We start from the raw sequence: 15,208 nt of genomic DNA, 5'->3' as shown, positions 1-15,208 counted from the left end.
CCACCGGATAGCGCCAGGAGCTCGTCAACGACCACCAACCGTGGCGCTGCACCTGAAAGTCGCGTCATCGACGTCCCAGCGCGACCTTGACCTCGCTGTCGCTCTGCACGATCGATCCGTTCACCGACAGATCGGCAATCGCCTCCCACCTCGTACCCTTGACCGGGCAGAAGTCATTGCCTCGAGTGGTGAGATACGTCGAAGTCGTCGACGGCCCCGCCGTGCCACAACTCGACCACGCCTTGGAGGGGCCGGTCACGGGCTGCATCCGATAGATGCAACCGAGAACCTTCGTTTTCTTGTCGCGGGGAATCGAGTTGGCGTATGCACTGATACCCATGTTTCCCGGCCTGGAGCTGATCTGCGCCACAACATTCGCGTAAGACCTGAGCTGCTCGGGACGGTCGATCGACGCGAGGTACTCCTCCATGGTGATCGAGCTGCCGACCCCGACATCGCAGAGGTGCTGAACCTGAGCCATGGCCACCGCTACGACCTCACTGCTGAGCGGTTGCCCCTCGGCATCCGTCGTGACGAGCGAGTTGCCGGCGCACAGCTCGACCGAATTGTCAGGTGGTGACGCTTGATCACTCGCCGCATTGGCTGGTGCGCCTCCAAACCCGAGCGACAGAAGAACGAATGGCACGGTCAGCAAGCGAAACGATGTCCTCATCGGAGCCTCTCCTCAACGTTTGTAGGGTCGAGGGCCATCCTTCTCCGGGACTTCGGCCAGGTGTTCTGAGCAATTTCTACCCATATGTCGAGCTCCCCGGAGTCGCCCGCAGGGGGTCAGTCACACAGTCTCGCTTTCGCCCTGCTGCTCGGAGCCCTCTTCGCAGGCCAGGGCGCGAACCTGATCCCGGGAAGCACCACGGCCGGCGACCCCACCTAGCTCTACATCGGCCTCGCGGTCGTCTGCGATGTGCTGCTCGTCGTCGGTGTAAGGCAACGCAAAGTCGGCCGCTGAACCAGCTATCGCCGAGAGCTCCAGGCGAAGGAGGAGGCGGGATAGCCCCTACGCGAACCGGGCCGCAGCGTAGCGGTCAGCTGGCGAGCGTGAAGCTGCGATCCCCGAAGTCAGCGACCACGCGAACATGGCCACCGAGCGCCTCGACGTAGTTCTTGATGGTGTCCAACTCGAACGACTCGAGCTGTCCTCGCTCGATTGCAGACACCCGACGCTGCGACACACCCATGCTCTTGCTCAGCTCGGATTGCGTCAGAGCAGCCTCCTTGCGAAGCGCTACAAGCTGGTAGGCGAGCGCCTCCGCCTCAGCAGCGCCGCGTGCGGCGGCGACGCGCTCCGGGTCGCGGTCGAGTTTCGCGCGAGTGCGCTTCCAGCTCACAGGCTTCTCAGTCATCGCCTTCACCTCTCCGCCACTCGTGGAATCGTTCTTCTGCGGTCTTGATCGCTGGCGGATACCAGCCCTTCCAATCCCCGCGCTTATCGCCCATCACCAGGAGAATCCCGCGGCTGTCTTCGTCGAAGACAAAGAGGATCCGGATCGAACCCGCTCGCAGTTCCTTCATGTTGTGGATCGCACTGCCCTTGACTCGATCCACGATTGGACGCCCGAGGGATGGGCCGTGCTCTGCGAGCATGTCTATCCGCGCCGTGATCTCGTCGCAGAGATCAGAGTCCGATTCTGTCAAGGCAAGTATCTGAGCCTCCACGTCGGGCCATAAGCGAAGATCCCATTGATCCCCAACATGGTTCACTTTAGAACACCAGGGTTCTGAACACCAGTGGCTTTGCGACACTGTCCGACCGCGGATGCACAGACGGATGCGGGTGGTCGGGAGACCTTGCAGAGTGAGACATTCATGGGACTCCTTCTCGCAATTCGGTACTGCGAGGAGGAGTTTGCTCGGGCTGAGGGGTTGGCCTTCGTGAGCAATTTGTACTCATCGAGTGCCCTCACTCGACGAACGGAGAATGCACGTTGCCGGGTGGGGATGGAGGCTTATCCAGTTGGAGCCGTAGTCCCCCGCCCGCTGCGCGGGCTCCCGCCAGGCCCGATGCCTACGGCTCCAACCGGATAAGCCTCCATCCCCACCCTCTCGTTCGTGGTGCTAATGACCCGCACGTGACGAATGCCCTACGCCGCGGGCGTGCGAGCGGCCGAGCGGATCGCCAGCGCCGGTCCCGGCAGGATCATCAGGTGTAGCCGCGGCGTCCCCGATACTAGGCTCGACTCACGCAGTGACTACGTGCCCGTGCGCTGCGAGTTCGATCGTCGTACAGCGCCGGGAGCAGCTCCATGGAGTCCAGCAAGAACCGTGAAGTCGTCGGCCGCGCACTGGAGATCGCCATCTCCGGTCTGCAGCCTTTCGTGGAGAGTGTTCTGACGCCGCGGCTCAGCGCCGGAGTGCCGTGGACCGCCGTGCTCGAGCTGCGCGACGCGCAGCGCGGCATCGTCGGCAAGGAGTATTCGCCGAACGACCTCTCCGTCATCCTGAGGGTGCTCACCGAGAACCTCGGCGAGCGCCTCCGTCATCCCTTCGCCGAACGGCTGTCGAGGCGGGGCCAGAACTACGCGCAGGAGCTGCGTGAGGTGCGGAACGCCTGGGCCCACCACCGCGAGTTCAGCGACCTCGACACCGTCAGGGCTCTCCAGACAGCCGAGCTGCTGCTCAGCGCGATCGACGATGCGGCCGGCGCCCAGCAGATCCGCGACCTCGGCGCGCAACTGAACGAGACCGAGGCGGGAACGACAACAGCAACGACGTCGACTCCGGCTCCGGCTCCGACGGCGGAGGCCCCGTCGGGCCAGCCGATCGCGGTTCATGACGCCCCGGCCGACCAGCCGCACACAGCCACCGCCCTCACCCTCCACCTCACCACGGCCGGCGTCGTCAGCTACGCCCTGGCCAACGCCCGCCTCTCCGCCCTCGAGTCCGTCACCATCACGAACCCTGGCCAGATGCTGCGGGGCGCCTCGCTCGAGATCGAGGCCACAGACGCCTTCGGCTCGCTCGGCACTCCCAGCACGACCCTCATCGACCTCGCCGAGCAGGCGACGGTCACCCTCTCCGAACTCAGCCTCTTCCTCGATCCGGCGAAGATGCTCGCCGTCGATGAGCAGCGTCCCGGACGCGTCACCGCCCGCCTGCGCGACGCAGCGGGAACCACACTCGCCGAGGCCTCCTCGGAGGTCGACGTCCTGGCCGCCTCCCAGTGGCGCACCAACCCGGTGCAGCTCGGCATGGAACTGCTGCCCGCCTACGTGCAGCCCAACGCGGCAGCCATCCAGCCCCTCCTCCAGGAGGCGGGCGAGCTCCTCGAGAAGCGCACCGGCGACCGCAGCATGACCGGCTACCAGCTCGACGATCCGAACCGAGTGGATGCGACGGTCGAGGCGATCTACGAAGCCATGCGTTCACGGCGCGTCCGTTACGCGGAACCGCCCGCCAGCTGGTCGAGCACCGGCCAGAAGGTGCGCACACCGGCCGAGGTGCTGGAGGGCCAGGTCGGCACGTGCCTCGACACCACGGTCGTGCTCGCCGCGGCACTCGAGCAGGCGGGCATCAACTCGACCCTGTGGATCTTCGATGGCCACGCCTTCCTCGGCTACTGGCGGCAGAACAGCGAGATGGGCTCGGTGGTCGACTTCGAACTGGCCGATCTGCTGAACCGCACCGCGCTGGGCCAGATCGTGCTGATCGAGACCACCGCGGTCACCGACTCCCGAGAGGGTGACTTCGACGCCGCCAGGAGGGCGGCCCTGGCACGTGTCGAGGGAGGGACGAGCACATTCATCGGTGCGATCGACGTAGGGGCTGCCCGCTCGGCGAGCATCTTCCCGCTCCCATCCCGGTCCGTCGCCGCTGACGGCACCGTCGTGGTCACCGAGTACAGGGTTGCTGCGAGAGTCGCCCTGCGGGATGACCGGGAGTCCACCGCGTCCGCGGCCGATGGTTCCACCCGTGTGGCCGCACCGCCGCGGGTGGCGCAGTGGAAGAACTCCCTCCTCGACCTGAGTCTCCGCAACCGCCTGATCAACTTCACCGACCGCGCCGGCTACTCCCTGGCCGTGCCGAGCAGCGCTCTCCCGCACCTCGAAGACAAGATCAGCTCCGGCATCCAGCTCTCGTTACGACCCTCCGACGCGGTGGGCGCCGTCGACCGCGAGCGCAAGATCCAGTACGGCCGCGACCTCCCCGATGACACCCGCGCGCAACTGCTCGCCGACCGCAAGGAGGCGTACATCGACATCACCGAGGACGCCTACGCCACCAAGCTCCGCTACCTCGCCTACAAGGCGAAGACGATCGTGGAGGAGACCGGCGCGAACAACCTCTACCTCGCCTTCGGGATGCTGCACTGGACCTTCAACGACCGCGAGCTCCGATCGCCGCTCATCCTGGTCCCCGTGACACTGACGACCGCCAATCGCGGCTCGCTCTACCGCTTGACCCTCGACGAGTCCGGCGCGTCCACTCCCAACTACTGCCTGCTCGAGAAGCTCTCGCAGGCTTACGACCTGAAGATCCCGGGCCTCGCCGATCCGGCTCAGGATAGCGCGGGCATCGACCTGCAGGCCGCCTTCACCGCCACCCGCCAGGCCATGCTGGATACGCACCTCCCGTTCCGGGTCGAGGACACCGTCAACCTGGGCATCCTGCAGTTCGCCAAGTTCCGGCTCTGGAAGGACCTCGACGAGAACTGGGAGTCCCTCGCCGGCAACCCGCTCGTGAAGCACCTGATCGAGACACCGACCGCGGCGTTCGTCGACCCGGTGCAGGCCGCCACGGCCGAGAACGCCGTCGACCTCGACGCGCTGAGTGCGCAGTGTCCGGTCCCGGCCGACTCCTCGCAGCTGGAGGCGGTGGCCGAGGCCGCGCAGGGCAGGACGTTCGTGCTCGAGGGCCCTCCCGGCACCGGCAAGTCGCAGACCATCACCAACGTCCTGGCGAAGGCCCTCACCGACGGCAAGCGTGTGCTGTTCGTGGCCGAGAAGCGCGCCGCACTCAGCGTGGTGCAGCGCCGTCTGGAGGAGATCGGTCTCGCCCCGTTCTCCCTCGACCTGCACGACAAGGGCGCCCGGCCCGCCGCGGTGCGTGCTCAGATCAAGTCCGCTCTCGAGCACCGGGTCACCACCGACGGCGCCGCACTCAGCACGAACCTCGAGATCGCGAACTCGAACCGCCGCAGCCTGTCGCGCTACGCCGACCGCCTGCATGAGAGCAACCCCGCCGGGCTCTCCCTCTACTCCGCCCGCACGAGCGAGCTCGCGGCGGATGCCTTCGTGCCCGAGCTCCCGGTGCCGGCATCGCTGGTCTCGGGCGGGTCGTCCGACGACTTCGACGCCATCCGCACGGCCCTCCGCGACCTCCCCGAGACAGCCGACTACGTGAGGCCCCAGCGGGTGAACCCGTGGGGATTCGTCGTCGACAGGCCGGAGAACCCCATCGATCCGGCCGCCACCCATACCGCCGCGCAGAATCTCGACACAACGATCGCGGCGGCCCTCGACTCTGGAGCAGCGTGGGAGTTCATTGCGCTCGCGCACTCCCCCGAACAGCTCGCAGACTGGTCGCGCATCGACGGCTACCAGCGCGAACCTCTCGCAGCGGTCGATGCCGCGAGAGACGCCGCATCGCCGAGCGACTGGAATCGAGCGGCCCAACCGGTCGTCGACCAGCTCACCGCCCTCGCGCAGACACCACCGGCCTGGCTGCAGCAGGCCCAGCCGGAAGCGGTCACCCTGGACGTGTCAGGCATCCACGCCGGCGCCCTGGCCGCTGACCAGTCCGGCTTCTTCGGCCGCAAGAAGAAGCGACGCGCAGTGGCCGCAAGGCTGTTCTCGGTGCTGCGGTCCCCCGACGCCGTCGACCTGAAGCAGCTCGCGACCCTCACCGGCCAGATCGCCGAATCGGCCGATCACGTGCACACCCTCCGGGTCGCCGCTCAGCAGCTCGAGGGGGTGCGCATCGCCCCGGACTGGAACCCGCTGCGCCCGGCCGACGCGGAATCCGTAGTCGCGCAGATCGCCTGGCTGCGCTGGGTCGGCTCGACGATCGGCGTGCGGCCCGGGGAGATGCCCGGAGAAGAACCCGACGCCTTCACCGCCGAGATCCGCCGACTCTACGAGACAACAGCGCCCGACGCGAACCGCTCCGCCGCCACGGCCGCCCTCGCCACGGCGTGGGCCGAACTCATTGCCGCAGCGCACACCACGGCGAACGATCTCGACTTGTGGGCACAGACGCCGACGAACCGCGGCTTCTTCGACGCCTGGGCCGCCACCCGGGCCGGTCGGAACCTCGACTCCCCCACCCCCGTCGCCCTCAACCGTTGGCTCGCGTTCTCCCGGGCCCTCGAACCCCTCCGGCGTCGCGGAATGACCGACGCCGTCAAGGCTCTCCTGGTCGGCGAGCTCTCGGCCGACGACGCCCGCCTGTCATTCGAGAAGGGACTGGCCGCCGCCTCCGTCGACGAGCGCGAGCAGAGCACCGGGCTCGCCGACTTCGACCCCACCGCCCACAACCGCTCCATCGAGCGATTCACCACGAGCGCCCTGGCCATCCGGGCCGAACTGCCCAACGCCATCCCCGCCCACGTCCTGAACCTCCGACGCTTCGACTCCTCCGCACCGGCCGGCCAGGTCGGCCTGCTCCGCCGCCAGCTCGAACGCCAGCGCGGCGGCATGAGCGTGCGCACCCTGCTCGACACCTTCGGCGAGCTCATCACCCAGATCCTGCCGATCACCCTGATGTCCCCCGAGTCGGTCGCCCGCTTCTTCCCCGCCAAGCCGGGCCTGTTCGACATCGTGGTGTTCGACGAGGCCTCGCAGATCCGGGTGGCGGATGCGGTGGGCGCGATGGGCCGGGGCACCTCGGTCGTCGTCGTGGGCGACAGCAAGCAGATGCCCCCCACCAGCTTCGGCGAGGCCGCCATCGACGCCGACGACGAGATCGACCTCTCGGCCGAGGCCGTACCCGACGAGGAGTCGATCCTCTCCGAGTGCGTGCAGTCGCAGGTGCCGAGCAAGTGGCTGTCGTGGCACTACCGCAGCCAGGACGAGTCGCTCATCACGTTCAGCAACCACCACTACTACGAGAGCCGCCTCTCCTCCTTCCCGGCCCCCCTCCGGTCCGCCGAGCGCGACTCCCTCGACGGCTACGGGGTGTCGATGGTGCGCGTGAACGGTATCTTCAACCGCTCCGGCAAGGGCAAGGAGCTCCGCACCAACCGCATCGAGGCCGAGGCGATCGTGGCCGACATCCGCCGACGATTCGACACCGCCGCCGAGGCACAGGCGAACGTGCCACTGGCCGAATTCGAGGCACCGTCGCTCGGCGTCGTCACGTTCAACGCCCAGCAGCGCGACTTCATCGAAAACCTGCTCCGCGACACCGGCGACGAGCGGATCCTGAAGGCTCTCGACCACGACAGCGAGGGCCTGTTCGTGAAGAACCTCGAGAACGTGCAGGGTGACGAGCGCGACGCGATCCTCTTCTCGATCGCCTTCAGCGTGAACGATAAGGGCTTCCTCCCCCTCAACTTCGGGCCGCTTCAGCGCGCCGGCGGCGAACGCCGACTCAACGTGGCGGTCACGCGAGCACGACGCCAGGTGCTGCTCTTCGCGAGCTTCGACCCCTCCGAGCTGCGGGCCGAGCAGACGAGCTCGGTGGGAGTGAAGCACCTCAAGTCGTACCTCGAGATGGCCACCCGCGGCTCCGACGCCCTCGAAGCCGACCCTCGCCGCACCGCGATCTTCGACCGCCACCGCGACGAGATCGCAGCAGAACTGCGGATGCGCGGCCTCGCCGTGAAGACCGACGTCGGCCTCTCCGACTTCCGCGTCGACCTGAGCATCGCGCCCGCGGACACCCCCGACCGCCCCGTGCTCGCAGTGCTCCTCGACGGCGACTCCTGGAAGGCGCGCCGCACCGTCGCCGACCGCGACGGCCTCCCCATCGAGGTCCTCCGGAACCTGATGAACTGGCCGGCCGTCGAGCGTGTCTGGCTCCCGGAGTGGCTGCACGGGCGCGAGGCGGTCCTCGACCGCCTCGAACTGGCGATCACCGACGCCGTAGCGGCCGCCGACAACGGCGAGCAGCTGGCGCGCGTCGACTCCATGGTGGAGCAGGCGCTGGAAGACGACGTTGAGATCGACAACGCCACACCGGCCTTCGACACCCCCTCGCCGGCTCCCTTCGAAGAGGCCACGCCCAACCTGTTCCTTAAGTCAGTCGCCACCTCGGCGTCAGCCGGATCTGTCGTGGACGCCCTCATCGACACGTACACCCCGTGGGTGCCGCGGCCAGTGGGTTCGATCTCGGTACTGGATGCGCTCCCCCGCCACGACGCCGGCCGCGCCGTCGAGGCCGTGATCCGCGAGATCGTGGCGACCGAGGGCCCGGTCCACCTGGTGCGACTCGCGAAGCTCGTCGCGGCAGCGTTCGACCTGACCAAGGTCTCGCAAGCCCGCGCCACCGCCATCCTGCAGTTCGTCCCCGCCGAGATGACGGCCCACTCGACCGAGCCGTTCGCGTGGCCCACCGACGTCGACCCCACAACCTGGCGCCGTGCACGATCCTCTCAGCAGGGCGACAGCCGGGCCCTCGACCACGTCTCGCTGATCGAGATCGCGAACGCCATGTCGATCGCGGCCGAGGCCTCCGCGGGCCTCTCCGAGCCCGACCTCAAGCGCGAGGCCCTGGCCATCTTCGGCGGCAGACGAATGACCGAGTCAATCAGCACCCGCCTCGACGCGGCCCTGACCTGGGGCACAGAGAACGGACGCCTCCACCGCACGACCCTCGGCATCATCCAGTCCACGACCCTGACCTGAGGCCAGGCACCCGTGGGCGGATGCCGTCTACTCTCGTTGCCGGGTGGGGATGGAGGCTTATCCGGTTGGAGCCATAGTCCCCCGCCCGCTGCGCGGGCTCCCGCCAGGCCCGATGCCTATGGCTCCAACCGGATAAGCCTCCATCCCCACCCTCTCGTTCGCGGTGCCCACGACCCGCAGGCCACGAACCCCCTACGCCGCGTGCATACGAACAGCCGAGCGGATCGCCTCCGCATGCTCGTAGATGCCGTCCACCGACTCGATCGGGATCTTCGTCTCGATCTTCGCCGCATCGAACACCCACAGGTACTTCTGCTTCTTCCCGTTGAACCACAGCCGCGCAATCGGCTTGCGATTATTGTCGTCGAGAAGAATCGCGAAGTACGACTTCGCGTCCCGGTGCACGACCCGCTGCAGCTTCACCTCGGCACACGCGATCGCCTTCACGATCTGGTAGCCCTCGAGCTCCTCCAACGTCGTCTCGATGCCGTCGTTGTTCTCCTCGATGTCCCGCTCGGCAGCGGCCTCACTGGTGATCGAGGACGCGCCGGCCCCCTCGACGCCAGAAGACACAGGCAGCGCCGTCGCCCCGAGCGCGGTCTTCAGTCGATCGTTGACCTGCTCGTTCAAGAACTGACGAGTCGCCTTGCTCACGAGGGTCGTGAACTGCGTGCGCACCTTCTGCGTGTGCGCCCCGTCATAGACCCGCGAGGTGAAGAACTTGATCCACTCATCCGTCGGCTCGCGGAACTGCGCCGCGATCTCAAGCTTGAGCGCCCCCACGTACTTGAGCTCCTCCGCGGCGCTGATCACGGAGTCCAGGTCGAAGACGTCCTTCGTGAGCTTCTTGAGCTCCGGAATGAGTGTCTCGTCGATGTCCGACAGGTCGAGCACCAGGAACGGCTTCTCGTCCATCCGGTTCGGTGCGTCGAGGTCGGTGTAGAAGTTGTACACCTGCCCGTTCGTAAGAACCGCGATCCGCGCATTCGTGACGGCGAAGTACCGGAACAGCTGCGACGCGTGCTCGATCTTCAGCTGCCCGGTCGCCGTCTTGCACTCGATGAGGGTCTGCACCTCACCCTCACGCATGATGGCGTAGTCGATCTTCTCCCCTTCTTCACCCCTACGTCGGCGGTGAAATCAGGAACGACCTCCAGAGGGTTGAACACGTCATACCCGAGGATCGTCGAGATGAACGGCATGATGAACGCGTTCTACGTGGCCTCTTCGGTCCGAATCGCAGCCCGCCGTTCAGGCTGAGGGGCAGATCCATCATCGAGTTCCTTCCGGATGCAATCCTTCAAGAAATCTACAGGGGTAGCGACTCGGACTCCCAGAACTGCCGCACCTCAATCCCGATCTTGCAGGTTCAGCGGGTCAGAGTCGCAATCAGTAGTTGGCGAAGTCGGGATGCGATGCGGGCTCGTGGTCGCAGGTCTGACCTCGTTCCATCACGAGCGCACGCGCACGGCCCCTGCCTGCTCAGCCTCAACATCTATTTGACGATGGAAGGAAGCCAACAATCTCAGTCAGAAGACGGCACCTTCGCAGTGAAACTGGACGGCGCCGCCTCCCCAATGCCTTTAGTTTGCAGCTAAGCCCAAGTGGCCCGAACGATAACATGAGCTCGAAGGTGGGGTGGGCATGTTCGACTGGGTGGGCGTATGGACGGCTCAGGAGTGGCAAGCAATTTGGGGATGTGCGACCTTCATCGTCGCGGTCCTCGCTGCCGCTCTGGCACTTGTACAACTTCGAGCGCATTACGCACAGCAACGAGAGCAATCGCGTCCTTTCGTTACGGTCGATTTTGCTTTTCGATCGACGGCTATCTTGATGATCGAGATCAAGAACATCGGCGCCACTCCCGCAGCCGATATCTACTTTGAATGGGATCAGCTTCCTCGGGGCTCGGACGAGCTTGCTCAAGATCCGATCCAGCGCCAGCTCATTGACGGTCCAATGCCGTTCCTGGCCCCAGGACGTGTAATTAACTTCTTTGTCGCAACCATGAGCGAGATGGAACAACAGGGTGCACCACCTCGGCGCCTCACAGCGATCGCGAGGTACCGAGACTCAGCAGGGCGTTCTTACGCGGATAAAAATGTGCTTGATCTGGACCAGTGGGCTCTCGCTCTTGCTGACGACGATTTCGAGCAAGACAGTTACAACGAGCTCAAAAGACAGACAGCTGCATTGGAGAAGATCGCAAAGGCGGTTCCAGAGGTCGGAAGCAAGCTCGACAATCTGAACGTTTGGTTCGCTTCACAATCAGAGGTGAAGGCCGCCACTAATCGCGACGATGAGTACAGGTTCTGGCGGCGGCGGAGAGTGGACCAGCTTCTGCGACGCAATCCTGACCATCGGGGCTAACGGTCCACTTGGGATTGGTAGCGCATCCGTACTCCATCGGTGGACTCACTAGCGCAGTTAGTCGGGTGTGCCTGGAGATCAATTTTCGACTCGCTTCACAAGAGTTAGCGGCCCTTGCCGCATTCGAGTGCAACCCAGATTCGTTGGACCAGACAGAGTTTTCTCTGGGCATTGATGACGTCGATGAGGGCAGTGAAGGTCGGTTGCCATGCGTTGTCGCGGTATATGTGTCTGTGGCCAACTTCGTCCATCCCAGGACCCTCAGGTCTACGAGGGCACCCACCTCGTAACTAGACAAGGTGTCGCTATCCGTGGCGAGTTCACCGGAGGCACCACAATCGCAGGATCATAGGAGCTCCGCGTTGGCGGTGTTCGCTCTAACCCAGAGCTCGTCGGCACAATCATCCGAGCACGCTTTCCATGGCATTTTGCGAAGCGCCTTGGGCACGCGAACTCCACAATTCCGGCACCGGCGCAGTTTGTTGCCATACCGGAGACCAGAGACGCGGGAAGCGGGTTCGACTTTGCCGACGCCGGTCGTGCCGTGCGGGGCCTCGGTCGCGTCTGTCCCACCGAGCTTCGGCTCGGGATCGTTCACCCAATTTGAGAGCAAGCGGATGAGAGCTTCCTCTGCGCACAAGTCGTCTTCCCATGCCCTGCTCTCGAATGCCTCTGCAAGTTCCGCGGGGATGAGTACTGAGACGAAAGCGACCGAAGGTGTCATACCACCTATTGTAGGGGGTGGATGTACACCTCGCAAGGACTCGGAGGGGACGAGACTCTGGCACGATGAGTCAATGCCCAACCAGCCAAAGACGCCCCACAAGTCGTTTCGGATTCCACCGGAGCTGTATTCGGCCGCTCAGGCAAAGGCAGCGCGGCAAGGGCGCACGCTTACAGATGTCGTCAAGGAGTTGTTACAGGGGTACGTAGACGCAGCGGACTAGGTTGCGAGTTTGCGCTTCTAACGAGTCACGTATTTGCGCGGATGCGCCCGCAGCGCCGGGACGTGGACGTAGACGTAGGTGCCTCGGATACCTAGCGTGAGCAGCACAGCGTAGACGTTGTGACTGTACCAGAGCAGGTCGTTGTTGGAGTGGATGGGACCGAGGGCCTTGTTAGCCTCCCTGCCTTTTTGTCGAGGTACGAGGCGCGGTCGACGACGATGCGGCCGGTGGTGGTGTCGAAGCGGAGGTCGGGGCCGATGATCACGCCAGCGTAGTTGAGGTCGTAGCCTTGCGCCGTGTGGATCGAACCCACCTCGTCGAGAGAGCCCGGCGACGCGATCCAGTCAGTCTGGGTGCTGTTCCAGCGCATCCGCAGCTCGCCGATCTCGATGTCGTGACCCGACTTCTTGCCCTTCGTCTTCCACTCCCAGGCGTAGCCCGCGACCAGGCATGACAGGCCGACCTCGCAGTCTCGGCGCACGATCTCCGCACGCATCTCGGAAGCGTCGTCGAACATCCGGAAGTCGTAGTCGCCGAAGTAGGGGACAGATGCGGGCGGCTGCGATCCTGACCCCGTTGCGGCACCGAGCATCCGTCTCCCGTGACCGACGTAGTCGGAACCGGCACGCACCCTCATCTGCGAGAGGAGGGGGTGGTGGTGGCGGCTGCCTTGGCATCGGTGACAAGCCGCTCGAGGGCCGCGATCGGGATATCGGCCGGCTTCACGCTCTGCGCGGGGTCGACCAGGAAAATCTGGTGGGTGCTCTTGGCCGCGATCCAGTCGAGCTGGGTCTTCGATGTGTCGTCGTGGCCGAACCGCCTCGTCGTGATGTCGCGGAACTTGATGTTCATTGCTGCGGCCGGCTGGTTCGCGCGGAGGCCAAGGCGATGATTCTCATCGACGATAAGAACCTCGAAGTCCTGCTCCAACTCCCCCACGTCGAACGCCGTCAGAACCATCGACGGGTCGAGGTCGCGGGTCTGCGAAAGACCTTCTGCGTCGATTTGCGGAGCGACTGCTGCGGGATGACGAAGCCAATGCGGAGGTCGTGGAGGAGCATCAGGAGCCTCCAACAAACTCAGGGCGCTTCACTGATTTCGCGAACCGTGCCACATGGCATGTTGGGCGCCATACCCAGGAACGGGCGTTCAGTTTTGAGGCGACGGAATGAGGTGGCAGCGCTCCAGCGATTCAACCAAGGAGCACTAGGCGTTCCCTATCGCCCATTCATCCCATCCGGACGCGACAGCGTGCCCGGCTATGCCGGCGATCGTCTGAGGCGAGTAAACATCGCTCAAAGGCCAATTCTTGGTATCACCGCCCCCGGCACCCCAGAGGCCGGCAAGTCTGAAATAGTCGGCCAGCGGCCGCATTCCAGGATCTTCCCAAGCAAGCGCCTGAAGAAGCAACGCGACGAGCACGGCTACTGGGTTGGAAGGAGATGAATCGTCTCTTCGCGGGAATGTGGTCATAACGCCCCCTTCAGCGGGAAGCCCATAGATGGGCCGGAGATGTTCCCATTGCTCCTTAGCTATCACGACCGGCCCAATGTAAGCGACCCTGAACAGGTTCCAGGACGCAAGGTCAGCCACGCATACGACGTCGATCAAGTCCCGGGGATGTTCCGCAGCGCGATGTAGCGCGTCGATCGTCGAGTCTACGTTCGCGAGGGGCGTGGACTGAGCTGAGTTCCAAGAATGGCTGTGAGCTACAAGTCCGAATATTGGCCCACGCTTAAGCTCCCTCTGGAACGTACCCTCGCCGAGCGCACTCATATTCTTGACTATCTTCGCCGTGCTGAACGCCGACTTGATGTGCGCCGCAGTCAGAGTCGTCTTGCACTCGAATACCGCAGCCACCCCGCTGACCAAGTAGACCTTTTTCGTCAGGAGGCGCTGCGGGTAGGAGGGTTTCAATACGATGACATCAACCTGGGGACTGGCTGCTCCGTCAGTTCCTAAGATCCTTCCCCTGGTTACAACGGTGTAAGTGGCCGGAAGCCACAGCCGCAACAACTCGGCCCAGTTCTCCTCACCCTCGTCCCCCGCCGTTCCGGGATCCTCAGTCGTTCGCGCCCGAATGCGCGCGTACTCAGAACTAATCTCCGCTAAGTCTTGACCAAGAAAAACCGCCAGCTCATGCGGCCGTTCCTTGCTGTCAGCGTCCTGAGGAGATTCTTCCGTCATCGTCATATACAACACCAGGATGCCGCCGGGCGGCGTAGCCAGATCCGCCGCCCGCGCCCCAGCGCTCCTCTCACATTTCACTGGCGTAGTGCCATCCGCAGACCTTGCAAGTAAGGAAGGAGTATTCGTCGTCGCCCTCCCACCTGACTTTGCAGTCGATGTTGTCAACGGTGCGCCCACACCTGGGGCAAGCGACCATGGCGCCGAATCCCGGAAAGTACTCGACGCGGATCTCCATTGAATCGAGATAGCGCTGCATGGCTTTCAATCGATCGCCTGCGCTGAGACCCAGTAGCTCGTTCGCAACCCTGTCGGCGTCCTCGTCCGCGGCGTCAATCCACTTCAGGTCTCTTACGAGTTCCGGAACCTCGGATTCGTCGAGCCGCACAACGACCAAGAGGCGACTGTCATCCTCGATAAACCGCGTTGGGCCAGCTTGGAATTCTCGCCGCACCCACGCCGATGAATCGGCCGCACTAGACCAGAACAGGACCAGTGCCTCAAATGACCGAATGGCTTCAGCAATCGCACCAGGAGTCGATTCCCCAGCACCGATGGATCAAGCGTCGAGAAAACGATCCCGTCCGGCAAAGCGGATGCGGGTAGCGACCTCCTTCACGAATGCTTTGTCAGCGCCCGCATGCGAGAGGACGTAGTTCTCGACAGAAGAAAGATCCGGCATATCCGTCACGATACCGTCGGACGCTCAGGTCACGTTGGGCGTGTGTCGTGACGGTAGGGGTATTAGTGCGCTGACCCCCAATCCGCCGTGTCGGCGAGGGAAAGCATGTCGACGCTGATACAGGCTCAGGTCCGATAGCCTCGGAGCGGCTACCACCGGAGGAACCATTGGCGATAAGCATCCACGACATCCTTTCCGAACTGCGCTCGTACTCGTACGAC

The 15,208-nt window shown here is 64.5% G+C and carries 9 protein-coding genes and 1 pseudogene; 2 read left to right on the top strand and 8 right to left on the bottom strand.

Going from position 1 to position 15,208, the window contains the following annotated elements; translation table 11 throughout:
* Window positions 1–64 precede the first annotated feature (64 nt).
* The 3 genes from ACEXQC_RS00780 to ACEXQC_RS00770 form a co-directional block, all read right to left on the bottom strand.
* Entirely contained in the window at window positions 65–673 is a 609-nt protein-coding gene (locus ACEXQC_RS00780) for a hypothetical protein (protein ID WP_374817350.1), read from the bottom strand.
* Window positions 674–1,043: 370 nt separating this feature from the next.
* The gene (locus tag ACEXQC_RS00775) at window positions 1,044–1,361 is read right to left on the bottom strand and encodes an XRE family transcriptional regulator (protein WP_374817349.1); all 318 of its coding nucleotides are present in this window, start codon (window positions 1,359–1,361) and stop codon (window positions 1,044–1,046) included.
* On the bottom strand, window positions 1,354–1,653 hold the full coding sequence (locus tag ACEXQC_RS00770) for a type II toxin-antitoxin system RelE/ParE family toxin (protein WP_374817347.1): 300 nt from the start codon (window positions 1,651–1,653) through the stop codon (window positions 1,354–1,356). Before ACEXQC_RS00770 ends, ACEXQC_RS00775 begins: the two co-directional genes overlap by 8 nt.
* Before the next feature lie 608 nt (window positions 1,654–2,261).
* Between ACEXQC_RS00770 and proA the strand changes: the two genes are divergently transcribed.
* Entirely contained in the window at window positions 2,262–8,801 is a 6,540-nt protein-coding gene (gene proA / locus ACEXQC_RS00765) for an anti-phage protein ProA (RefSeq protein WP_374817345.1), read from the top strand.
* 192 nt (window positions 8,802–8,993) lie between these two features.
* On the opposite strand, the pseudogene ACEXQC_RS00760 reads toward proA, so the two are convergent.
* A pseudogene (locus ACEXQC_RS00760) lies at window positions 8,994–10,093 on the bottom strand (type I restriction endonuclease).
* 352 nt (window positions 10,094–10,445) lie between these two features.
* Between ACEXQC_RS00760 and ACEXQC_RS00755 the strand changes: the two are divergent.
* Window positions 10,446–11,171, top strand: coding sequence for a DUF8453 domain-containing protein (locus tag ACEXQC_RS00755; RefSeq protein ID WP_374817343.1), 726 nt, complete (start codon window positions 10,446–10,448; stop codon window positions 11,169–11,171).
* Window positions 11,172–12,209: 1,038 nt separating this feature from the next.
* Here the strand turns inward: ACEXQC_RS00755 and ACEXQC_RS00750 are convergent.
* The 4 genes from ACEXQC_RS00750 to ACEXQC_RS00735 all read right to left on the bottom strand — a co-directional run bounded on the left by ACEXQC_RS00750 (window position 12,210) and on the right by ACEXQC_RS00735 (window position 14,861).
* Complete coding sequence (locus ACEXQC_RS00750; protein WP_374817341.1) at window positions 12,210–12,755, bottom strand: DNA/RNA helicase domain-containing protein; 546 nt, start codon at window positions 12,753–12,755, stop codon at window positions 12,210–12,212.
* Window positions 12,752–13,078 (bottom strand): hypothetical protein, encoded by a 327-nt coding sequence (locus tag ACEXQC_RS00745; protein ID WP_374817339.1) that lies wholly within the window; start codon window positions 13,076–13,078, stop codon window positions 12,752–12,754. The genes ACEXQC_RS00750 and ACEXQC_RS00745 overlap by 4 nt, the downstream gene beginning before the upstream one ends.
* Before the next feature lie 246 nt (window positions 13,079–13,324).
* Complete coding sequence (locus ACEXQC_RS00740) at window positions 13,325–14,305, bottom strand: DUF6602 domain-containing protein (protein ID WP_374817338.1); 981 nt, start codon at window positions 14,303–14,305, stop codon at window positions 13,325–13,327.
* A 70-nt stretch (window positions 14,306–14,375) separates the two neighbouring features.
* A complete protein-coding gene (locus tag ACEXQC_RS00735) occupies window positions 14,376–14,861 on the bottom strand; it encodes a TIR domain-containing protein (RefSeq protein WP_374818815.1) in 486 nt (161 codons plus the stop codon).
* Window positions 14,862–15,208: the final 347 nt, after the last annotated feature.

Source organism: Herbiconiux liukaitaii (assembly GCF_041927495.1).
In the GTDB taxonomy this organism is placed as follows: domain Bacteria; phylum Actinomycetota; class Actinomycetes; order Actinomycetales; family Microbacteriaceae; genus Herbiconiux; species Herbiconiux liukaitaii.
Note: the sequence above shows the minus strand (reverse complement) of the source record. Positions and strands in the feature narration are given on the sequence as shown.

Coding starts and splice junctions, on each gene's coding strand:
- ACEXQC_RS00755 (WP_374817343.1), top strand. CDS start 10,446: ATGTTCGACTGGGTGGGCGTATGGACGGCTCAGGAGTGGCAAGCAATT.
- ACEXQC_RS00740 (WP_374817338.1), bottom strand. CDS start 14,305: ATGACGGAAGAATCTCCTCAGGACGCTGACAGCAAGGAACGGCCGCAT.
- ACEXQC_RS00780 (WP_374817350.1), bottom strand. CDS start 673: ATGAGGACATCGTTTCGCTTGCTGACCGTGCCATTCGTTCTTCTGTCG.
- ACEXQC_RS00745 (WP_374817339.1), bottom strand. CDS start 13,078: ATGGTTCTGACGGCGTTCGACGTGGGGGAGTTGGAGCAGGACTTCGAG.
- proA (WP_374817345.1), top strand. CDS start 2,262: ATGGAGTCCAGCAAGAACCGTGAAGTCGTCGGCCGCGCACTGGAGATC.
- ACEXQC_RS00750 (WP_374817341.1), bottom strand. CDS start 12,755: ATGAGGGTGCGTGCCGGTTCCGACTACGTCGGTCACGGGAGACGGATG.
- ACEXQC_RS00775 (WP_374817349.1), bottom strand. CDS start 1,361: ATGACTGAGAAGCCTGTGAGCTGGAAGCGCACTCGCGCGAAACTCGAC.